This is a genomic window from Asanoa sp. NPDC050611, from assembly GCF_040654855.1.
GTDB lineage: Bacteria > Actinomycetota > Actinomycetes > Mycobacteriales > Micromonosporaceae > Asanoa.
Genome location: NZ_JBFAIU010000031.1, coordinates 17,373 through 37,188 on the forward strand (window position 1 = coordinate 17,373; position 19,816 = coordinate 37,188).

At 73.6% G+C, this 19,816-nt stretch carries 19 protein-coding genes; 9 read left to right on the top strand and 10 right to left on the bottom strand.

The window, feature by feature from the left end:
* Window positions 1-33 precede the first annotated feature (33 nt).
* Together AB0H87_RS07695 and AB0H87_RS07700 are read right to left on the bottom strand one after the other, a co-directional pair.
* Complete coding sequence (locus AB0H87_RS07695; protein WP_360141328.1) at window positions 34-1,482, bottom strand: NAD(P)H-hydrate dehydratase; 1,449 nt, start codon at window positions 1,480-1,482, stop codon at window positions 34-36.
* Window positions 1,479-1,847 carry a holo-ACP synthase gene (locus AB0H87_RS07700; RefSeq protein ID WP_360141331.1) on the bottom strand — a complete coding sequence of 123 codons (369 nt, stop codon included), beginning with the start codon at window positions 1,845-1,847 and terminating at the stop codon, window positions 1,479-1,481. The genes AB0H87_RS07695 and AB0H87_RS07700 overlap by 4 nt, the downstream gene beginning before the upstream one ends.
* A gap of 147 nt (window positions 1,848-1,994) precedes the next feature.
* Here AB0H87_RS07700 and AB0H87_RS07705 point away from each other — a divergent pair, with 147 nt between their 5' ends.
* The 3 genes from AB0H87_RS07705 to AB0H87_RS07715 are packed head-to-tail and all read left to right on the top strand — an operon-like array spanning window position 1,995 to window position 4,765.
* Complete coding sequence (locus AB0H87_RS07705) at window positions 1,995-2,279, top strand: hypothetical protein (protein ID WP_360141334.1); 285 nt, start codon at window positions 1,995-1,997, stop codon at window positions 2,277-2,279.
* Window positions 2,279-3,883, top strand: a complete 1,605-nt coding sequence (locus AB0H87_RS07710) for an alpha/beta hydrolase (RefSeq protein WP_360141337.1) — start codon at window positions 2,279-2,281, stop codon at window positions 3,881-3,883. The genes AB0H87_RS07705 and AB0H87_RS07710 overlap by 1 nt, the downstream gene beginning before the upstream one ends.
* A gap of 24 nt (window positions 3,884-3,907) precedes the next feature.
* A complete protein-coding gene (locus tag AB0H87_RS07715) occupies window positions 3,908-4,765 on the top strand; it encodes a TIGR03620 family F420-dependent LLM class oxidoreductase (protein WP_360141340.1) in 858 nt (285 codons plus the stop codon).
* Window positions 4,766-4,814: 49 nt separating this feature from the next.
* On the opposite strand, the gene glmS is transcribed toward AB0H87_RS07715, so the two are convergent.
* On the bottom strand, window positions 4,815-6,713 hold the full coding sequence (glmS, locus tag AB0H87_RS07720) for a glutamine--fructose-6-phosphate transaminase (isomerizing) (RefSeq protein ID WP_360141343.1): 1,899 nt from the start codon (window positions 6,711-6,713) through the stop codon (window positions 4,815-4,817).
* Window positions 6,714-7,079: 366 nt separating this feature from the next.
* A complete protein-coding gene (locus tag AB0H87_RS07725; protein ID WP_360141346.1) occupies window positions 7,080-7,898 on the bottom strand; it encodes a hypothetical protein in 819 nt (272 codons plus the stop codon).
* On the opposite strand from AB0H87_RS07725, the gene AB0H87_RS07730 reads away from it, so the two are divergent.
* Window positions 7,897-8,943, top strand: a complete 1,047-nt coding sequence (locus tag AB0H87_RS07730) for an MmpS family transport accessory protein (protein WP_360141349.1) — start codon at window positions 7,897-7,899, stop codon at window positions 8,941-8,943. The two genes, AB0H87_RS07725 and AB0H87_RS07730, sit on opposite strands and share 2 nt — an antisense overlap.
* 22 nt (window positions 8,944-8,965) lie before the next feature.
* Here the strand turns inward: AB0H87_RS07730 and AB0H87_RS07735 are convergent, their stop codons facing one another.
* Both AB0H87_RS07735 and AB0H87_RS07740 read right to left on the bottom strand, forming a co-directional pair.
* Window positions 8,966-9,730, bottom strand: a complete 765-nt coding sequence (locus tag AB0H87_RS07735; protein WP_360141352.1) for an ABC transporter permease — start codon at window positions 9,728-9,730, stop codon at window positions 8,966-8,968.
* Entirely contained in the window at window positions 9,727-10,644 is a 918-nt protein-coding gene (locus AB0H87_RS07740; RefSeq protein ID WP_360141355.1) for an ATP-binding cassette domain-containing protein, read from the bottom strand. The genes AB0H87_RS07735 and AB0H87_RS07740 overlap by 4 nt, the downstream gene beginning before the upstream one ends.
* A gap of 68 nt (window positions 10,645-10,712) precedes the next feature.
* Here AB0H87_RS07740 and AB0H87_RS07745 point away from each other — a divergent pair, with 68 nt between their 5' ends.
* Window positions 10,713-11,468, top strand: a complete 756-nt coding sequence (locus tag AB0H87_RS07745; RefSeq protein WP_360141358.1) for a TetR/AcrR family transcriptional regulator — start codon at window positions 10,713-10,715, stop codon at window positions 11,466-11,468.
* On the top strand, window positions 11,465-12,634 hold the full coding sequence (locus tag AB0H87_RS07750) for a pyridoxal phosphate-dependent aminotransferase (RefSeq protein ID WP_360141361.1): 1,170 nt from the start codon (window positions 11,465-11,467) through the stop codon (window positions 12,632-12,634). Before AB0H87_RS07745 ends, AB0H87_RS07750 begins: the two co-directional genes overlap by 4 nt.
* Here AB0H87_RS07750 and glmM read toward each other — a convergent pair.
* The 4 genes from glmM to AB0H87_RS07770 all read right to left on the bottom strand — a co-directional run bounded on the left by glmM (window position 12,631) and on the right by AB0H87_RS07770 (window position 16,216).
* Window positions 12,631-13,983 carry a phosphoglucosamine mutase gene (gene glmM, locus AB0H87_RS07755; RefSeq protein ID WP_360141364.1) on the bottom strand — a complete coding sequence of 451 codons (1,353 nt, stop codon included), beginning with the start codon at window positions 13,981-13,983 and terminating at the stop codon, window positions 12,631-12,633. The genes AB0H87_RS07750 and glmM overlap by 4 nt on opposite strands.
* Before the next feature lie 95 nt (window positions 13,984-14,078).
* The gene (rpsI, locus tag AB0H87_RS07760; protein ID WP_360141377.1) at window positions 14,079-14,567 is read right to left on the bottom strand and encodes a 30S ribosomal protein S9; all 489 of its coding nucleotides are present in this window, start codon (window positions 14,565-14,567) and stop codon (window positions 14,079-14,081) included.
* Window positions 14,568-14,590: 23 nt separating this feature from the next.
* Window positions 14,591-15,034, bottom strand: a complete 444-nt coding sequence (gene rplM, locus AB0H87_RS07765) for a 50S ribosomal protein L13 (protein WP_278079192.1) — start codon at window positions 15,032-15,034, stop codon at window positions 14,591-14,593.
* A 126-nt stretch (window positions 15,035-15,160) separates the two neighbouring features.
* A complete protein-coding gene (locus tag AB0H87_RS07770) occupies window positions 15,161-16,216 on the bottom strand; it encodes a uroporphyrinogen-III synthase (RefSeq protein ID WP_360141380.1) in 1,056 nt (351 codons plus the stop codon).
* A gap of 156 nt (window positions 16,217-16,372) precedes the next feature.
* Between AB0H87_RS07770 and AB0H87_RS07775 the strand changes: the two genes are divergently transcribed.
* The 3 genes from AB0H87_RS07775 to AB0H87_RS07785 all read left to right on the top strand — a co-directional run bounded on the left by AB0H87_RS07775 (window position 16,373) and on the right by AB0H87_RS07785 (window position 19,755).
* A complete protein-coding gene (locus tag AB0H87_RS07775; protein WP_360141368.1) occupies window positions 16,373-16,630 on the top strand; it encodes a DUF6364 family protein in 258 nt (85 codons plus the stop codon).
* A complete protein-coding gene (locus AB0H87_RS07780; RefSeq protein ID WP_360141371.1) occupies window positions 16,620-16,913 on the top strand; it encodes a type II toxin-antitoxin system PemK/MazF family toxin in 294 nt (97 codons plus the stop codon). The genes AB0H87_RS07775 and AB0H87_RS07780 overlap by 11 nt, the downstream gene beginning before the upstream one ends.
* A 70-nt stretch (window positions 16,914-16,983) precedes the next feature.
* On the top strand, window positions 16,984-19,755 hold the full coding sequence (locus tag AB0H87_RS07785; protein ID WP_360141374.1) for a hypothetical protein: 2,772 nt from the start codon (window positions 16,984-16,986) through the stop codon (window positions 19,753-19,755).
* Window positions 19,756-19,816 lie beyond the last annotated feature (61 nt).

The following is a 19,816-nucleotide window of genomic DNA, read 5'->3' on the forward strand; positions in this document are numbered from 1 at the left end:
CCAGCGTACTGGTGGGTAGTGACGTTTTCCGGTTCACCCGCTCGTGAGGTCGTGGATGACGGGGCGTAGGGCGGTGGCGACGTCGGGGGCCGTGACCGGGCCGTGGCGGGCCGCTTCCCGCCCCGCGAGGCCGTGCAGGTAGGCCGCTGTGACGGCCGCCACTTCCGGGCGCAGGCCCCCGGCCAGCAGCGAGCCGAGCAGGCCGGCGAGGACGTCGCCGGTGCCGCCGGTGGCCAGGGCGGCCGAGCCGGTCGGGTTCGCGTACGCCGTGCCGCTCGGCGTGGCCACGATCGTGCGGTCACCCTTGAGCAGGACCACCGCGTTGGTGTGGGCGGCCAGCTTCTGGGCCGCGCCGACCCGGTCGGTGCCGGGCTCCTCGCCGGCCAGGCGGGCGAACTCGCGGTCGTGCGGTGTCAGCACCATCGGGGCGCTGCGCCCGCGCATCAGGTCCGCCATCGTGCCGCCGACCAGCAGGTTGAGGGCGTCGGCGTCGAGGACGACCGGCAGGCTGGTGGCGAGCACCGTGCGCAGCGCGGTCGCGGCGGCGTCGTCCGTGCCCAGGCCGCTGCCGACCACCCAGGCCTGCACGCGGCCGGTGTCGGTGATCCGGTCGGTGGCGATCACGCTGGGGTGGGCCCGGACGACGTACTCGCGGGCGCTGCCGGCGTAGCGGACCATGCCGGTAGGTCCGGCCAGGGCGCCCGCCGTGGAGAGGATCGCGGCACCCGGGTACGTCGCCGAGCCCGTCGCGACGCCGACCACACCGCGCGTGTACTTCTCGTCGGTCGGACGGTGCACCGGCAGCGCCCGCACGATGTCGGCGCGGTCCGGCACGAGGACCGCGGGATCGGCGCGCAGCCAGGGGCGCAGGCCGATGTCGACCAACTCGACCTCGCCGGACAGGGGCGCGGCGGGGCCGACCACGTGGGCCGGCTTCAGGCAGCCGAAGGTGACGGTGACGTCGGCTTGGACGGCTTTCCCGGGTACGTCGCCCGTGTCGACGTCGACGCCGCTGGGAACGTCGACGGCGACCATCGTCGGGCGCTGTCCGTGCCGGCCGCGGCGTTCCAGGGTGCGGTGCAGGATCGTCGCGGCCCCGCTGCGCAGGCCGCCCTTGGCGCCGATGCCGACGATGCCGTCGACGATCAGGTCCACAGTGGGTGGTGAACCGTCCTGCGCCCGGCCGCCGGCTCGCCGCAGCGCGTCGAGGCCGGCCTGGTGGACCTTCGCCCGGTCGGGGACCACCGCCGTGACGGCGGCGCCGCGGCGGGCGAGGATGGCGCCCGCGTACAGGGCGTCGCCGCCGTTGTTGCCCGCCCCGACGAGGAGGGTGACGTGCGACCCGTACACCTGCTCGAGAAGGAGCGCACAGCGGCGGGCGAGGCCCGCGGCGGCGCGTTGCATCAGGGTGCCCTCCGGGAGGCGGGCCATCAGCGCGTCTTCGGCCGCCCGCACGTCGGCGACCCGCCAGGCCGGCCTCATTGCTCCGCCACCACCATCGCGGAGGCGATGCCGCCGTCGTGGGAGAGGCTCAGGTGCCAGCGGTTCACGCCGCGTTCGGCGGCCGCGGCGGCGACCGTCCCGCTGACCGTGAGCCAGGGCCGGCCGTCCGGGTCGGTGACGATCTCGCAGTCGTGCCAGCGCAGGCCGGCGGGTGCGCCCAGCGCCTTGGCCACGGCCTCCTTGGCCGCGAACCGGGCCGCGAGCGACTCCGGGGAACGCTGATTGCCGGATCCGGTGAACCGCTCGGCCTCGGTGAAGAGGCGGTCACCCAGGAGGGGTGTGCGGGACAGCGCCCCGGTGAACCGTTCGACGAGGACCACGTCGATCCCGACAGCGACGATCATCGGTCAAGCCTATTAGCACCCGGTGTACGCGGTGGGGAAGCCTTGTGGACAGCGCCGCCGGCCGCGCCGCCCTGGTTTTCCACAGGCCCGTTTCCGCTGCTTGCCGTCGCCCTAGCGTGGGTCATCCGCCATTCCTGGGAGGTTGACGTGGACGGTGATCTGCGGGTCGAGCCCGGCCTGTTGCGCGACCGGGCGGCCGAGCTCGACCTGGTGGCGCGTTCGCTGGCCACCGTGTCGTCCGACGGCTTGTCGGTGCCGGCGCCGGAGTGGTCGTCGGGCGTCGCGTCGGCCTGCCTGGCCGGCGCGGTGTCAGCCGGGTTGGGCACGGCCGCGGCCCGGGTCGCGCACTCCGCCGGCCTGCTGCGGGAGGCGGCGGGCGCCTATGAGGACGCCGACCTGCGGGCCGCGCATCGGCTGCACCGGGTCTCGTGATGGTGACCTACGCGCAGTTGTGGCAGTGCGATCCGGCGGCGTGGCGGGCGGCGGGTGCGGCCTGGGGCGGGCTGGCGGTGGCGGTCGGGCGGCGGGCCGAGGAGCTGGGTGCGGTGGCCGGGCGGGTCAGCGACGGGTGGCGGGGCGCGGCCGGTTCGGCGGCGGGCGGCCACGTGCGGCGGCTGCGCGAGCCGCTCGACGCGGCGCGGCTGGCGTTCGTCGAGACCGATCAGGTGCTCGCCGGCTTCGCCGCCGCGCTGGCCCGGGCCCGCGGGATGCTCGCGGCCGCGGTGGCGGCGGCCGGGCCGGCCCATGTGGAGATCGACCGAGCGGGCCGCACGGCGCCGGACGTCACGGTCACGGGGATCGACCGGGTGGCGGCGCTGCACGCGGCCGACCGGGTCGGGGCCGGGATATCCGCCGCCCTCGACGCGGCGACGCACGCCGACCGCGCCACGGCCGCGCACCTGGATCGGCTGGGTGCCGCGGCCGCCGCGGGCTGGCCGATCAGTGTCCCGAGGTCCCGGCCGGCCGTGGGCACTCCGCCCGGTGCGGTGCGGCGGTGGTGGGCCGGGCTGACCGATGCGGAGCGGCGGTGGCTCGTGCTGTTCGAGCCGGCGTACGTCGGTCGTCTCGACGGCATCCCGGTCGGCGCGCGGGATCAGGCCAACCGGTCGCTGCTCGCGGCGCAGCGGGCAGCGCTGGTGCGGGAGCGGGCGCTGGCGGTCAGGACGGCGATGCCCCGGCACGGCGCGGTCGCCGCCAGCCACCGGCTCGTGGGGCTGATGTCCGGGATCGACGCGGTCACCACCCGGTTGTCGGCGGAGACGGGCGAGCGCGCCTATCTCCTCGGCCTGGACACGGCGGGCGACGGCCGGGTGGTGATCGCGGTCGGCGACCCGGACACGGCGGACAACGTTGTTACCTACGTGCCCGGCATGACCGCCGACCTGCGCGCCGTCCGCGACGACCTGGGCCGCATCGAGGCGCTGGCCGCCCGCGCGGCGACGGTCGACCCCAGCCAGCGCACGTCGGCGGTGCTGTGGCTCGACTACGACGCGCCGTCCTTTCTCGACGAGGCGATGTTCGCGGAGAAGGCGCGGTCGGCGGGTCCCGCGCTGCACCAGTTCGCGGAGGGCCTACGCGCGACCCATGAGGGTCCGCCGGCGCAGCAGAGCGTGGTGGGGCACAGCTACGGCTCGCTGACGGTCGGCATGACGGCGCGCACCACGGGCCTGGCCGCCGACGACCTGATCTTCATCGGCTCGCCGGGCCTGGGCACCGACCACGCGTCGGCGCTGGGTCTGCCGCCGCAGCACGTCTGGTCGAGCACGGCGACCGACGACCCGATCACCTACCTCGCGCCAGACTGGCGGGAGCCGTTCAACCGCGCGCGGGCGTTGCTGACGGACCCGCTCTGGCCGGACCCGCAACCCAACGAATACCTGTGGTTCGGACGCAACCCCACAGACCCGGACTTCGGCGGCCGCGTCTTCACCGGCGACGCGGCGGGCCACAGCGGCTACTGGCACGCGGACAACGACGCCCTCACCGACATGGCCCGGATCGCCCTGGGCCCGGAGCACCAGTCCCGAGTGGAGTGACCGGCAGCGGGTAGCGTCGTGACCATGGAGCTGCGGGCGGCGGTCGGTCGGTTCGGGTTGTGGAGCCGGGAGTTCCGCGATCCGGATGCCTCGCTCGCCGGTGCCTTCCGCGACGCGGCCGCTGAGCTCGAGTCGCTGGGCTACGGCGCGATCTGGATCGGCGCGTCGCCCGACGTGGCGACGGCGCGGCGGTTGCTCGACGCGACCTCGCGGGTCGTGGTGGCGACCGGGATCCTCAGCGTGTGGCAGCACGACGCCGCCGACGTGGCGGCCGAGGCCGCCGACTGCGGAGACCGGTTCCTGCTCGGGCTGGGTGTGAGCCACCAGCCGTCGGTGGCCGGCTACCGGAAGCCGTACGCGAAGCTGGTCGACTACCTGGACGCCCTCGACGCGGCGCCACGCCCGGTTCCGCCCGCGCGGCGGGTGATCGGGGCCCTCGGGCCGCGCATGCTCCGGCTCGCGGCGGCACGCACGGCCGGCGCCCACCCGTACCTGGCCCCGGTCGCGCACACGGCCGCGGCCCGCGCGGAGCTGGGCAGCGGGCCGCTGCTGGCGCCCGAGATCAACGTGGTGCTCGACACCGACGGCGATCGCGCCCGCCGCACGGCGCGCGCTCACCTGGCCCGCTACCTGGGGCTGCCGAACTACACCAACAACCTGCGCCGCTTCGGCTTCGCCGACGCCGACCTCGACGGCGGCGGCAGCGACCGGCTGGTGGACAGCCTCTACCTGTGGGGCGACGAGGAGCGGATCCGCGAACGCGCCAACGAATACCTGACCGCCGGCGCGGACCACGTCGCGATCCAGGTCATCCGCGCGACGCCGGACGTCCACCCGCCGATGCCGGAATATCGCCGCCTGGCCGCCGCCCTGCTCGGGTGACAGGCAGACCCCGGCGGCTCGGTCAGCCGCCGGGGCTCGCGGGTCCGGGCTATTCGACCGTGACGGACTTGGCCAGGTTGCGGGGCTGGTCGACGTCGTGGCCGCGGGCCGAGGCGATCTCGCACGCCAGCACCTGCAGCGGGACCGTGGTGACCAGCGGCGCCAGCAGCGTCGGGGTGCGGGGGACGGAGATCACGTGGTCCGCGTACGGCAGGACCGCCTCGTCGCCGTCCTCGGCGATGACGATCGTGCGGGCGCCGCGGGCGCGTACCTCCTGGATGTTCGAGACGATCTTGTCGTGGAGCATGCCGCGGCCCGCCGGTGACGGGACCACGCAGACCACCGGCGTGCCGTGGTCGATCAGCGCGATCGGGCCGTGCTTGAGCTCGCCCGCCGCGAAGCCCTCCGCGTGCATGTAGGCGAGCTCCTTGAGCTTGAGCGCGCCTTCGAGCGCGACCGGGTAGCCCACGTGACGGCCGATGAACAGCACCGTGCCGGCGTTCGCCAGGTCCCGGGCCAGCTCGCGGACCGGCTCCATCCGGTCGAGCAGCGTGCGGAGCTTGTCGGGCATCTCCTGCAGCTGCGCGACGACGGCACCGACCTCGTCGGCGTACTTGATGCCGCGGACCTGGGCCAGGTGCAGTCCGATCAGGTAGCAGGCGACGAGCTGGGTCAGGAACGCCTTCGTCGAGGCGACCGCGATCTCCGGGCCGCCGTGGGTGTAGAGCACCGCGTCGGACTCGCGCGGGATCGTCGAGCCGTTGGTGTTGCAGATGGCGAGAACGCGGGCCTTCTGGTCCTTGGCGTGGCGCAGTGCCATCAGCGTGTCCATCGTCTCGCCCGACTGGGAGATCACCACGATCAGCGTCGAGCGGTCGAGCACCGGGTCGCGATAGCGGAACTCGCTCGCCAGCTCGACCTCGCACGGGATGCGGGTCCAGTGCTCGATGGCATATTTCGCGACAAGTCCGGTGTGGTACGAGGTGCCGCAGGCGACGATGAAGATCTTGTCGACGTCCCGGAGGTCCTGGTCGGTCAGGCGCACCTCGTCGAGGCGGATCTCGCCGTGCTCGGTCAGCCGGCCGAGCAGCGTGTCGGCGATCGCCTGGGGCTGCTCGGCGATCTCCTTGAGCATGAAGTAGTCGTAGCCGCCCTTTTCGGCCGCCGACGCGTCCCAGTCGATGTGGAAGTCGCGACCGCTGGCCGTGGCGCCGTTGAAGTCCGTGATCTCGATGCCCTCGGGGGTGATCAGCACGACCTGGTCCTGGCCGAGCTCGATCGCCTCGCGGGTGTGCTCGATGAACGCCGCCACGTCGCTGGCCAGGAAATTCTCGCCGTCACCGCGGCCGACCACGAGCGGTGAGTTGCGCCGGGCCGCGGCCACCGCGCCGGGTGTGCCCGCATCGGTCGCGAGCAGCGTGAACGCGCCCTCCAGCCGCCGGCACACGCGGCGCATCGCCTCCGCGAGGGCCTGCGGGCCGCCGAGGCCGGGATTCTCCAGGTGTACGGCGCTCAGGGCGATCTCCATCAGGTGCGCCGCGACCTCGGTGTCCGTGTCGCTGGCGAACTCGATGCCCGTGGCCTCCAACTCTGCCCGCAATGCCGCGAAATTCTCGATGATGCCGTTATGGATGACGGCGACCCGACCGTTGCGGGACAGGTGCGGGTGGGCGTTGCGGTCCGTCGGGCCGCCGTGGGTCGCCCAGCGGGTGTGGCCGATGCCGGTGGTGCCGGAGCCGATGTGGGTTTCGTCCGTGTCGATGGGCCGCTCGGCCAGGGCCTTCTCGAGGTTGGCCAGCTTGCCCGCGCGCTTCTCGGTCAGCAGGCAGTCGGCGCCGACCACGGCGACGCCAGCCGAGTCGTAGCCGCGGTATTCCAGCCGCCGCAGCCCGTCGAGCACGATCCCGAGCGCCGGCCGGGCGCCCACGTAACCCACGATTCCACACATGAGCCAGACTCTAGCCGAAAATCGCTCATGCCGCGTGCTCGAAAGTGTGCCTATCAATCATCTGACATGAGCGATGCCCCGTGTACGGTCCGTGGTCGCGGAGCCGCCCCGCGGCATGGGGACGACCGGCCGGTGTGGACGGCAACCGGTACTGTCGGCGCGTATCGCCGCGTTCGGGCCGAGCCCTCGCCTGACGGCTTTCTGCTTGCCCGCGGCATCGGATTCCGGGACGCTCGACGGCGTCCTACCCGCGCCGTGGGTGGCCGCCCGCGGCGCCCCTCGCTTGGAGCGCCAGATGAGCCGTCCCACCCCTCCCGAGCCCGACGAGACGGGAGGCGAGGAGCACGCGTCGGATGAGACCCGGGCCTATCCACCGCCGCCCCCGTTCCCGTCGGACACCCCGGCTCCACCCCCACCGGCCACGGACGCCGCCCCAACCGAGCCCCTGACCCGGACGCCGGGCCCGGCCACCTCAGCGCCCCCGGCCGATCCCGCGGCACCGTCTTCTCCCGCGCCACCGACGTCCACCGACCCGCCGCCCACGGCACCGCTGGCCCCGGAGCCGCCCGCGCCACCGGCACCGCCCAGCGGCCCGGAGGCCACCGCACCGCAGAGCCCGGCGCCGCAGCCTTCGTCCGCGCCGCCGGCTCCGCCCGCCAGCGTGGCGCAAACCGCGCCCCTGAGCCCCGAGCCGCCGGCTCCCTCCGCACCCACCGCCCCATCCGCCAGCGCGGCGCAGACCGCGTCGCTGAACCCGGAGCCGCCGGCTCCCTCCGCCCCGCCCCGCGCGGCGGCGCGGGCGCCGCGGAGCCCGGAGCCACCGGCTCCGGCCGCCAGTGCCGCGACCGCGGCGCCGACCGCCGACTCGGACCGAACTACGCCGGTGCACCCCGAGCCGTCGGTTCGCTCCGCGCCGCCGGCACCGTCCGCCAGCGCGGCACCCACCGCCCCGCTGAGCCCGGAGCCACCGGCTCCGGCCGCGAGTGCCGCGTCGCCGGTGACGTCCGCTCCGCCGGCCACCCCGGCCGCACAAGCCGCCTCGGCGGACAGCGCCCCGCCGGTCTCCTCCGGGCCGCCGGCCGAACCGACGGCGCCGGCCTTCACGTTGCCGCCGAGCACGGCCGCCGACGCGCCACCGCCGCCCGCCGACAGTGAGACCACCTCGGCCTTCCCGACCGCCGCCATGGCGAGCGAGCCGCCGCCCGGCCCCCGGCCGCCGACCGTGGGCGGGCAGCCGGCGGCCCCCCTGCCGCCGACCGCCCCCCTGCCGCCGGGAACGCAGCAAGGCCCGCCCGCCCCCCGTCGTGGCACGCCGACCTTCACCCCCGGCTCCGCCCCCGTCTACCCCAGCGCGCCCCCGCCCACCGGCAGCCCGGTCGGCTACCCGGCCAGCGCGCCGCCCGGTTACGCCACCGACACCCCTCCCGCCGGCGACCGGACGTACCCCAAGACCTCGCCCCTGCCTCCGGGGGCGAACCCCTACAACCAAGCCGGCGCCGACGCCAGCCCCTACGCCCGGCCGCCCGGCACCCCGGCGGACGCGCCGTTCGCGCCGCCGGAGCCGGTCACCGCTCCCCCGGCCAGCCCCTACGCGCCCCCGCCCGCCTATTCCTACGGCGGCACGCCGGCGTCCGCGCCGTACAACCCGTACAACGCGGCGCCCGCGTACGACCAGCCGGCCAAGCGCAAGAAGGGCAACGGGCCGATCATCGCGCTCGTCGTCGTGCTTGCTCTGCTCTTCTGCGGCGGCATCGCCACGGCGGGCGTCCTGCTGGTTGCCAACGGCGACGATGACGACCCGGTCGTCACCCAGCCGACCAACCCGGCCGTCCCGGACCCGGAGGGCCCGGCGGACTCGGAACCGGACGACCCGGACCCGCTCCCGACCTTCGAGCTGCCGGACGACGTCGACCAGCTGCCGACCGCGATTCCGGGCCTTCCGGGCATCGCCGGCAAGACCGTCGTCTACCAGATCAACGGCAGCGGCCGGGCCGACATCCAGTACGTCGACGACCTCTCCGGTGAGACCCGGCAGGCCAAGAACCAGCGCCTGCCGTGGAAACACCAGTTCACCAGCACCAACAGCACGCTGCTGCTGACCGTCAGCGCCAACCGGGCCAGCGGCGACAACGAGGGCCTGAGCTGCCGCATCACCGTCGACGGCAGGCAGGCCGTCTCCGACAGCGGCAGCTTCATCGGCGCCTTCTGCATAGCGACGATCTTCGACTGACGTCCACGGGACCGGCGCCGCGTCAAGCGGTGCGGCGCCGGAACAGGATCGCCGCCCAGGTGAACGCGACCAGCGTGATCCCGCCGAACCAGATCAGCGCGATCCACCAGCTCGACCCGATCGGCGTGCCCATCAGCAGGCCCCGCGTCGTCTCCACGATCGGCGTGATCGGCTGGTGCTCGGCGACACCGCGCAGCCACGTCGGAAGCGTGTCGACCGGCACGAACGCGCTGCTGACGTACGGCAGGAAGGTGATCGCGAAGGTCGCACCGCCGGCCGCGTCGACGCTGCGCACCAGCAGGCCGAGGCACGCCGCCAGCCACGAGATCGACAGCATGAACAGCGCCAGGAACCCGGTCGCGGCGAGCCAGCCGCCGACGCCCGCGGCGGGTCGCCAGCCGACCAGCAGGCCCACCCCGACCACGATGGCCATCGCCACCAGGTTGCGGGCGACGCTGGCGACCACGTGTCCGGTGAGGACGGCCGAGCTGGTCACCGGCATGGACCGGATCCGGTCGATGATCCCGCCGACCATGTCGTGGGTGACGCTCACCGCGGTCGTGGACGCGCCGAACCCGGCGCACAGGATGATGATCCCGGGCACGACGTAGTTGACGTACGCCGTGCCCGAGTTGATCGCTCCGCCGAAGATGTAGACGAAGATCAGCATCAGCATGATCGGCAGGATCACCGCCATCAGCAGCGCCTCGACGTTGCGCGCGGAGATGCGCAGGCTGCGGCCGATCATCGCGAGCGAGTTGTCGACCGCCCAGTAGGCGCTGGTCATCGCGGGTTACCTCCGGTCAGTGCGAAGAAGACGTCGTCGAGGGTGGGCCGGTGGATGGCGACCTTGTCGACGGTCGCGCCGATCTTGTCCATCCGGTCGAGCAGCTCGCGCACCTCGGCGGCGGTGCCGCTGGTCGCGACCGTTACGGACCGCTCGCCGGACGCGGCGACAGCCAGGTCGGCCACGGCGAGCGCCAGCGCGTCGGCGGAGGCGAGCTCGAGCTCCACCCGCTCACCACCGACCCGCACCTTCAGATCCGCCGCGGTCCCGTCGGCGACGGCCACGCCGTGGTCGATCAGCATGATCCGGTCGGCGAGCTGGTCGGCCTCCTCGAGGTACTGCGTGGTCAGGAAGATCGTCGAGCCACCCTCGGCCAGCTCACGGACGAACGACCACATCTGCTGCCGGCTGCGCGGGTCGAGCCCGGTCGTCGGCTCGTCCAGGAAGATCACCGGCGGCGCCGTCACCAGGCTCATCGCCAGGTCGAGCCGCCGCCGCATGCCACCGGAGTACGTCTTGACCAGCTTCCGCCCGGCGTCGGCGAGGTCGAACCGCTCCAGCAGCTCACCGGCGCGCCGCCGGGAAGCCCCCCGCCCGAGCCGGCACAGCCGCCCGACCATGCACAGGTTCTCGAACCCGGTCTGCAGCTCGTCCACCGCCGCGTACTGCCCCGTGAGGCTGATCTTCCGCCGCACCTCGAACGCCGCGGAGACCACGTCGTGCCCGACCACGGAGGCCCGACCGGCATCCGGCCGGACCAGCGTCGCCAGGATCCGCACGAGCGTCGTCTTGCCGGCGCCGTTGGGCCCCAGCAGGCCGAACACGGTGCCCGCCGGGACGCTCAGGTCGATGCCGCGCAGCACCTGCTGGCGGCCGTATGACTTCGAAATCCCATGGACCGAGATCGCGTCCATGCCCTCCCCCAAACTGTTTATGCCCTACACGAATTGGTTTAGGCTATACGCAGTTTTAGGATGGGGCAATGCCCGACCTGCCACCCGGCGTCGACGTGCTGTGGGGACGCCGCGAACAAGCCAAGCGCGGCCCGCGCCCCAACCTCAGCATCGAGCAGATCGTCGACACCGCCATCGACATCGCCTCGGCCGAAGGGCTGGGCCCGCTCTCGATGAACCGCGTGGCCGAGAATCTTGGCAAGTCGGCGATGTCGCTCTACCGCTACGTCCGCAACAAGGACGAGCTGCTCCAGCTGATGACCGACGTGAGCGCGGTGAAGAACGCGCCGCCCGAGCCCGACCAGGACCTCGGCTGGCGACCAAACCTGGAGCGCTGGGCGTACGCGCTGGTCGACCTCTACCGCCGGTTCCCGTGGGTGCTGCACGTCCCGCTCGGTCCGACCCCGCCGATCGGGCCGGGCCAGCTCGCGTGGCTCGACCGGGCGCTGGCCTGCTTCCGCCGCACCCACCTGCCGGCCGAGGTGCGCATCGGCGTGGTGATGCTCCTGCTCACCTTCATCCGGGGCCAGGTGCGGATGTCACAGGAGATCAACCTCGGCGCGGCCGGCGCGGCGGCGGGCTACCCGCCGTACGGTGAGATGCTGCGCATGGTGGTCGACAAGGACCAGCTTCCGGATCTCGCCGCGCTCGTCGACGAGGGCGTCTTCGACGACCCCGGAGAGGGGATGAGCGATCGGGAGTTCGAGCTGGAGGTCCGGTTCGGCCTCACGATGATTTTCGACGGCATCGAGCGCCTGGTGAGCCAGTTCGAGGAGGCACAGTGACGGATCCGCTGGTCGCGCGGATGCGCCCGTTCGGCACGACGATCTTCGCCGAGATGTCGGCGCTGGCTTTGCGGACCGGGGCGGTCAACCTGGGCCAGGGCTTCCCGGACACGGACGGTCCACAGGAGATGCTGGACGCCGCGGCCGCGGCCATCCACGGTGGACACAACCAGTACCCGCCCGGTCCCGGCATCCCGGCGCTGCGGGCCGCGGTCAGCGCGCACCAGCAACGGTTCTGGGGCCTCGACTACGACCCCGACGGCGAGGTGCTGGTCACGGCCGGCGCGACGGAGGCGGTCGCGGCCGCGATCCTCGCGCTCTGCGAGCCGGGCGACGAGGTGGTCTGCTTCGAGCCCTACTACGACTCGTACGCGGCCTCGATCGCGCTCGCCGGTGCCGTCCGCCGGCCCGTGACGCTGCGCCCCGGCGCCGACGGCCGCTACGCGGTGGACCCCGACGAGCTGCGCCGCGCGTTCGGTCCGCGTACGCGGCTGGTCCTGTTGAACTCCCCGCACAACCCCACCGGCAAGGTCTTCACGCGCGCGGAACTGGCCCTGGTCGCCGAGCTGTGCCAGGCGCACGACTGCTACGCCGTCACCGACGAGGTGTACGAGCACCTGGTCTTCACCGACGCCGCGACGCCGCACGTGCCACTGGCGACGCTGCCCGGCATGCGCGACCGCACCCTGCGCATCTCCTCGGCCGGCAAGACCTTCTCGTGTACGGGCTGGAAGATCGGCTGGGCCAGCGGACCACGCGCCCTGGTCTCGGCGGCCCTGCGGGTCAAGCAGTTCCTGACGTTCGTCAACGGCGCACCGTTCCAGCCCGCGGTCGCGCTGGCGCTGGGCCTGCCCGACGCGTACTTCGACGGCTTCCGCGCCGGGCTGGAGGCCCAGCGCGACCTGCTCCTGGCCGGCCTGCGCGACGCGGGCTTCGGCGTGCTGGCGCCCGAGGGCACCTACTTCGTGACGGCCGACATCACCCCGTTGGGCGGCACCGACGGCGTCGAGTTCTGCCGGTCACTGCCGGAGCGCTCGGGCGTCGTCGCGGTGCCGACGCAGGTGTTCTACGACGACGTCGACGCCGGCCGCCACCTGGTGCGGTTCGCCTTCTGCAAGCGGCCGGCGGTGCTCAACGAGGCGGTCGCCCGCCTGCGGAAAAACTAGGCAGCGGGCGACGCGGTCCGCACGACGGCCGCGAGTCGCTCGGCGACGGCCTGGGCGGTCTCGGCGGTCGCGGCCTCGACCATGACGCGGACCAGCGGCTCGGTGCCGGACGGGCGCAGCAGCACCCGGCCGGTGTCGCCCAGCTCCGCCTCGGCCGCCGCGGCCGCCTCCACCACGGCCGGCGCCTGCGCGCCGGTGGTGCGGTCGCCGACCGGTACGTTGATCAGCACCTGCGGCAGCTTGGTGACCACCGACGCGAGCTCGGCCAGGGACCTGCCGGTGGCGGCGATCCGCGCCATCAGGTGCAGGCCGGCGAGGACGCCGTCACCCGTGGTCGCGTACGCCGGCATGATGATGTGGCCGCTCTGCTCCCCGCCCAGGGCGAGCCCGGAGCCGCGCAGCTCGTCCAGCACGTAGCGGTCGCCGACCTTGGTCTCGACCAGCCCGATGCCTTCGGACCGCATGGCGATCTTCAGGCCGAGGTTGCTCATCACCGTGGTGACGAGGGTGTCGCTGGTCAGCGTGCCGGCCTCGCGCATCGCGAGCGCGAGGATCGCCATGATCTGGTCGCCGTCGACCTCTTCGCCGGTCGCCGTGACGGCGAGGCAGCGGTCGGCGTCGCCGTCGACCGCGAGGCCGAGGTCGGCGCCGTTGGCCAGCACGGCCTCGCGCACGGTGTCGAGGTGGGTGGAGCCGCAGCCGTCGTTGATGTTGATGCCGTCGGGCTCCGCGTGGATCGCGATGACCTCGGCGCCCGCCTCGCGGTAGACGACCGGTGCGATGTCGGCGGCCGCGCCGTTGGCGCAGTCGACGACCACCTTGAGGCCGGCCAGCGGCTGGGTGATCGAGGCGACCAGGTGCTGCACGTAGTGGTCCGCGCCGTCGAGCAGGTCGTGCACGCGGCCGACGCCGGCGCCGGTCGGGCGCGTCCAGCCGGCGGTGCCCGCCTCGATCGCCGCCTCGATCTTGTGCTCGATGTCGTCGGGCAGCTTGTGCCCGCCGGCCGCGAAGATCTTGATGCCGTTGTCGGGCATCGGGTTGTGCGAGGCCGACAGCATGACGCCGAAGTCGGCCTTGGTCTCGCCGACCAGGTACGCCACCGCCGGCGTCGGCAGCACGCCGACCCGCAGCACGTTGGCGCCCGCGCTGGTCAGGCCCGCGACCGTGGCCGCCTCGAGCATCTCGCCGGACGCCCGGGGGTCGCGGCCGACGACGGCCAGCGGCGGGTGGGAACGGTCAACTTCGGCGAGGGTACGGGCGGCCGCGACCGCCACGGTGAGCGCGAGCTCGGGGGTGAGGTCGGCGTTCGCCTTCCCGCGTACCCCGTCGGTGCCGAAGAGACGGCCCATGGAACAACCTCCGCTGTGATGGGAGCCGGGAATGCCAACGGCCGGGCGGCCGTCGCATCGGGGCGACGACACATCCCGGCCGTGTGGTTAGTGGATCAACGCTTGGAGTACTGCGGAGCCTTACGAGCCTTCTTGAGGCCGTACTTCTTGCTTTCCTTGACCCGGGCGTCCCGGGTGAGGAAGCCGGCCTTCTTGAGCGCCGGGCGGTCGTCGCCGTCGTTGGCGATCAGCGCACGGGCGATCGCGAGGCGCAGCGCGCCGGCCTGGCCGGTGATGCCACCGCCGCGGAGGTTGGCGATGACGTCGAAGGCCTCGGCCTTCTCGGCGGTCACCAGCGGCTCGCGGATGAGCTGCTGGTGCACCTTGCTCGGGAAGTACTCCTCGAGCTCACGGCCGTTGCACGTGATCTTGCCGCTGCCCGGCACGATGCGCACCCGGACGATGGCTTCCTTGCGACGGCCGACGGTCTGGATCGGGCGGTCACCGCGCGGGGCGCGGGTCGCGGGAGCGGGCGCCGGAGCGGTGGCCGTCACGGTGGTGGCCTCGGCGACGGCGGCCGGGGTGGGCGCGCTGATGTCGGTCATGTTGGTGGCTTCCTCGTCCGCGCTCACTGCGCGATCTGCTTGATCTCGAACGGCACCGGCTGCTGCGCGGCGTGCGGGTGCTCGGCGCCGGCGTAGACCTTCAGCTTCTTGATGAGCTGACGGCCGAGCTTGTTGTGCGGAAGCATGCCCTTGACGGCGAGCTCGATCGCGTGCTCGGGGCGCTTGGACAGCAGCTCCTCGTAGCCGACCTGCTTGAGACCGCCCGGGTAGCCCGAGTGCCGGTAGGCGACCTTGGTCTGGCGCTTGTTGCCGGTCAGCGCGACCTTGCCAGCGTTGACGATCACGACGAAGTCGCCCGTGTCGACGTGCGGGGCGAAGGTCGGCTTGTGCTTGCCGCGCAGCAGCGTGGCCGCGTGGGTGGCCAACCGGCCCAGCACGACGTCAGACGCGTCGATGATGTGCCACTGACGCTCGATCTCACCCGGCTTCGGGCTGTACGTACGCACAGGTTTACCTTGTCTCGTCGTCGTGTCTGGGGTCGTACGCCGGAATGACGCATCGCGCACAACAGCAGACAACAATACCTGCTGCGAGCAGGCAGGGTCAAAACGGGGTTGTGGCCGTGGCCGCTGTCAGTCTACAGCCAGCCGATAGCCTCTCTTCACCACGGTCTGCACCACTCTAGGCAGGCCCAGACCGACTCTCAAGCGGGCCACCGCCATCTCGACCGCGTGCTCGTCCGCGCCCCTCGGGAGGGTGCGCAGCAGGGCGGCCCGCGAGAAGACCCGGCCCGGCTCGGCGGCCAGGGCGCGGAGCACCGCCATCGGGCCCGGCGCGAGCGGCTTGAGTGCGCCGTCGACCACGGCCGCGTGCCCCCGCAGGGTCAGGTCATGGCCCTTGACCTCGAGCTTGACCGCGCGCGGCGGCAGCTCCTTGATGATCGTCCGGACCAGCGCGCCGAGGCGGGCCCGGCTCGGCGCGACCACCGGTATGCCGTGGCGACGCAGCGGGGCCGCCGTGACCGGGCCCACGCAGGCGGCCAGGACGTCTTCGCGCAGGGCCGCGAGCAGGTCGCCGGTGCGCGGCCCGGCCGCCCGGATCAGCGCGTTGACCGCGGGCGCGGAGGTGAACGTGACGGCGTCGACCAGGCGGCCGGTGACCAGGTCGACCATCCGGTGCAGCGGGGCCGGGTCCAGCGGCGGCGCCCAGCGGTAGACCGGGATTTCGATCACCGTGGCGCCGGCGGCCTCCAGGGCGGCGGTCCACTCGGGCTGGCGCTCACCCGGCAACTGCATGGCCACCACCTGACCGCGTACGCCCCGGGTGCGCAGATGGTCGATGACCTCGGTGTACGTCTCTTCGAGCGGGTCGCCCTTCAGCCGGGGATCCCTGGTTACCAGGTAAGCCTGGGCCAGCACCCCGCGCAGCGGCTCGGCCAGGCCCCAGCCGTCGGCGGCCTCGAGCCAGCCGCGCATCCCGATCGAGGTGTTGGCGACCACGATGTCCGGCGGCCGGTCCAGGCAGGCCCTCGTGGCGGCGCGCAGCGCGGTGTCGTCGGCCAGCGGGACGATCCGCAGGGCCGGCGCCAGGACCACCCGGGCACCGCGCCGCTCCAACAGGGTGGACAGGACGTCACGGGTCCGGTCGGCCGTGACGCCGACGGTGAAACCCGCCAGTTCGGCCGAGATCGGGCGGTCCATCAGGGTGTCCCAGCCGACCGTCGGTACATGTCCGGAAGCGTGCCGCTGCCCCGTTTCGGCCGAGCGTCCCGTTTGTTTCGGAAGTGCTAAGCCCGGCATTTCTGGCGCGTACCCGCTGGTGGTGGTCTTGGTATGGTCATTGGTATGACCGCCAAGGTGACTCTTTCGTTCTCCGACGAGACCATCGAAGAGGCCCGCCGGTTCGCCAAGCGCGAGGGGATGTCCCTGTCCGCGTGGATGGACCAGGCCGCCCGGGAAAAGGCGGTCCGCGAGCTGTTCACGGCGCACGCGGCCGTGGTCGGCCGGGCCGCGGCCGACCTCGAGGCCGCCGCGCTCGCCGACGAGCAGGAGGTCGCGCTGGTCCAGGACGCCCTGGCCGGAGGCGACGGGCGTGCCGCGTAGGGGCGAGATCTGGCGCATCAACGGCGCCCGGGAACGCCTCGGCCTGGTGATCAGCTCGGACCTCTACAACAGCACCGACGTGCCCATCGTGATCGTGGCCGAGGTGGTCGAGTCCGACCTGCTCCGCGACTCGCCACTGGCCGTGCCGATGGGCTCCTATGTGGTCATGCCGGACCGGCTGTCGTCGCCGATGAAGAAGTGGTTCACGGACGTGGTCGATGTCGCGGACAGCGATGTGATGTTTCGGGTCTCCCGGGCGCTGCGCATTCTCCAGAACCTCTGACACTGCGTAGTTATCCACAGTCTCCAATTGGCGGGTGGCGGTCCGCTGGCGAGGGCCGTACCGTGCCCGCATGGCCTATCGGACCTGGGGCAGGGTGCTGCTCGCGGCGCTCGGCGTCGGCCTGCTCGCTGGTGCCGGCCAGCTCGGTTTTGCCTACGGGCTCGGCGTCGTGCGGTTCGCCCGTGACTTTGAGCAGTTGTCGGGGCAGTGGACGGCACACCTCGCCTGGGTGGCGTGGTTCGCGATGCTGGCGGCGGTCGCCGGCGCCCTGGCCGGCACGTGGCTGGCCCGCCGCGACGGCCTGCCGGAGAGCGTCGGCAGCCGGGTCGCGGTGGCGGTCGCCGGCGGGGTCGGCGCGCTCGCCGTCTCCCCGCTCGCGATGCTGCCCGCCCGGGTCGCGACGATCGACTCCGGCGACGCGGTGATGATCGCCGGCCTGTCGGCGGCCCTGGGCGCGCTGGTGGGCGTGTTCGCCGCGGTGGCGGTCTTGTCGCTGCGGGTGGCCGGGCTCAACCTGGGCGCGGTCACGGTGGTGGTCTGGGTGATCGCGCTGCTCTCCGTGGCGCCGTCGCTGGGGCCCGAAGACCCGCTGCCGGAGGTCCGCCTCGGCGTGCTCGACGCCACCTGGCTCGGCGAGGGGTTGGCGCAGCGGTTCGCCGTGATCGTGATGCCGGCGGTCGCGCTCCTGGTCGGCGCCGGCATCGGTGCGCTCGCGCGCTGGCGCGGGCTGCCGCTGATCCCCGTCGCCGTGTCCGGAGTGGTGGGTCCGGCGCTGCTCGCGCTGGCCTATCTGATCGCCGGTCCGGGATCCGACGCCGACCGCTACCAGGCGGCCCCCTACTGGGGTGCGCTGATCGCGGTGGCCGCCGGTGGGCTCGGGTCGGTGCTGGCCGCGGTGGCGCGGCAGCTGACGTCCGGCGACCGCGAGACCGTCGGTCCGCCGCCGCGGCACGGTGACCACACCGCGGAGGTCTTCCCTGGGCATGCCGGCAGCGGCGCGACCGCCGACGACACCGCGCGCACGGAGAGCTTCGACGCGATCGGCGCCGACAAGCCGGCTGCTGACGACCGGGCCGGGCGGGATCGATGGGGTGACGACGGCCCGACGGGCTCGCTCGACTCGCCGACTGCCAGCACTGACCTGTTCGGCAACCGCCTCCCGGGGCGGGCGGAGTCCGGAGACGGCCTGTCCGGCAACCCGCGGACCGAGCGGGCGACGTCCAGCGACGACCTGTTCGGCAACGCGCGGTCGGAGCCGGCCGCGGCCGGCGGCGACGACCTGTTCGGCAACAGCGCGTCCCGCCGCGACCCGGTGGGCTCCGGCTCCGCGGACCGCGACCAGCGTGACTCCGGGTCGCGGCGCGCGCGGGACCTTCGCGACGTGGAGCGCTCGGCCGGAAGTCCGCCGTTCCACTCGCCGACGCCGATCGCGCCGCCGCGCCAGCCCGAGATCGTCTCGCCGCCGCCCGGTCCCGAGCCGACACCGGTGCGGCCCTTCGACCGGAAGCCGGCGGCCGGGCCGGGCGACTGGCGCACCGACAAGACGTCCCAGTTCGATGCCGCGTCCGTGCCGGTGGTGCCGGCCGGACCGACCACCAGCTCCGCGAAGCCGGACGACGTCTCCCGGCGGCCGACCTCGATCCGGCCGCAGCCGGCGACGCCCGGCCAGGTGCCGCGCCAGGCGGGCGAGAGTGGGCTGGGTCCGATCGACCTTCCGGGCCAGACGGGGTCCGGCACCACTGAGCGCGCTGCCGGCCTGAGCTGGTCCGAGCGCCCGGGCGCGACGAGCCGGCGCGACAGCGCCGACACCGGCGGCGGCGAGATGCCCGACTGGCGGCTCGCGCCGCCGGCTTGGACGCCGCCGCCCCCGATCACGCCCGGCGAGCCGGCGGCTGCTCCGGAGGCCGAGGTGACGCCCGTGCCGGCGGCCGAGGCGCCACCGGCGAAGAAGCGGCGCGGGCTGTTCCGCCGCAAGGAGAAGACGGCCGCGCCCGAGGAGACCGCCGGCGGCTGGGTCGACGTGCCGACGACGCCGCAGTCCGACACCGAGTCTCCGTCGGGCGCCGGGCCTGGCCCTGATTCCCGGCCCACCACGGGCGCGGCTCCCGGCGGCGGATCCTGGTCCGGCCCCGATGGCCGGTTCGACCAGGGCGAGCGCGACTCGACGGGCCCGGCTCCGCGCGGCTTCGGTTTCGGTGATCTGGTCAGCAGCCGCTTCGGCAGCGACGACCGCGACAAGCAGCCGGACGAGCCGACCCGGGGATTCGACTCGGCCTTCGGCAACGCCGCCGAGAGCCACACGGAGTCGGCCGAACCCTCGTCCGGGCGGCACGGGCACGACGACGAGAGCCCGAGCCGGCGCTCCTGGGCGTCCCGAGCACAACCCGCGGCTGCCGCCGACGAGCCCGGGACACCCGAGCAACCACGTCCGGCGCGGAAGTCCGGTCGCGCCGAACGCCACCTGCGCAGCGTCGACCTGGGCGACAACGGCGACACGGGCAGCTGGGACATCGACGACCCGGCCCCGACGCCCGCGGCCGACGAGCCGAAGGCCGACGAGGGCGCGGAGACCCGCTCCGCGCCGTCGCGGGGGCGCTTCCGGCGCAAGGGCGGCAACTCCGACACGACCGAGACCCGCCTCGACACCGCGAGCGGCGGCGACAAGCCCGACAAGCCCGAGCCCCGCCGCCGCGGCAAGAGCGAGAAGCCGATCGGCGAGCACGACGAGGAATACGTCGACTGGGTCACGGGCCTCGGCGCGCCGGAGCCGGTCAACGAACGCCGCCGCGACGAGACCCCCCGCCGCAGCCTCCGCTCGACGACCCGCCAGAAAGAGGACTAGGGCCCGTCGTGCCGATCAGCGTGGAGGTCATCCGCTTGTCGCGCAGGGTCCAGGCGAGCGC

Coding starts and splice junctions, on each gene's coding strand:
- AB0H87_RS07695 (WP_360141328.1), bottom strand. CDS start 1,482: ATGAGGCCGGCCTGGCGGGTCGCCGACGTGCGGGCGGCCGAAGACGCG.
- AB0H87_RS07700 (WP_360141331.1), bottom strand. CDS start 1,847: ATGATCGTCGCTGTCGGGATCGACGTGGTCCTCGTCGAACGGTTCACC.
- AB0H87_RS07710 (WP_360141337.1), top strand. CDS start 2,279: ATGGTGACCTACGCGCAGTTGTGGCAGTGCGATCCGGCGGCGTGGCGG.
- AB0H87_RS07715 (WP_360141340.1), top strand. CDS start 3,908: ATGGAGCTGCGGGCGGCGGTCGGTCGGTTCGGGTTGTGGAGCCGGGAG.
- glmS (WP_360141343.1), bottom strand. CDS start 6,713: ATGTGTGGAATCGTGGGTTACGTGGGCGCCCGGCCGGCGCTCGGGATC.
- AB0H87_RS07730 (WP_360141349.1), top strand. CDS start 7,897: ATGGCGAGCGAGCCGCCGCCCGGCCCCCGGCCGCCGACCGTGGGCGGG.
- AB0H87_RS07725 (WP_360141346.1), bottom strand. CDS start 7,898: ATGGCGGCGGTCGGGAAGGCCGAGGTGGTCTCACTGTCGGCGGGCGGC.
- AB0H87_RS07735 (WP_360141352.1), bottom strand. CDS start 9,730: ATGACCAGCGCCTACTGGGCGGTCGACAACTCGCTCGCGATGATCGGC.
- AB0H87_RS07740 (WP_360141355.1), bottom strand. CDS start 10,644: ATGGACGCGATCTCGGTCCATGGGATTTCGAAGTCATACGGCCGCCAG.
- AB0H87_RS07745 (WP_360141358.1), top strand. CDS start 10,713: ATGCCCGACCTGCCACCCGGCGTCGACGTGCTGTGGGGACGCCGCGAA.
- glmM (WP_360141364.1), bottom strand. CDS start 13,983: ATGGGCCGTCTCTTCGGCACCGACGGGGTACGCGGGAAGGCGAACGCC.
- rpsI (WP_360141377.1), bottom strand. CDS start 14,567: ATGACCGACATCAGCGCGCCCACCCCGGCCGCCGTCGCCGAGGCCACC.
- AB0H87_RS07775 (WP_360141368.1), top strand. CDS start 16,373: ATGACCGCCAAGGTGACTCTTTCGTTCTCCGACGAGACCATCGAAGAG.
- AB0H87_RS07785 (WP_360141374.1), top strand. CDS start 16,984: ATGGCCTATCGGACCTGGGGCAGGGTGCTGCTCGCGGCGCTCGGCGTC.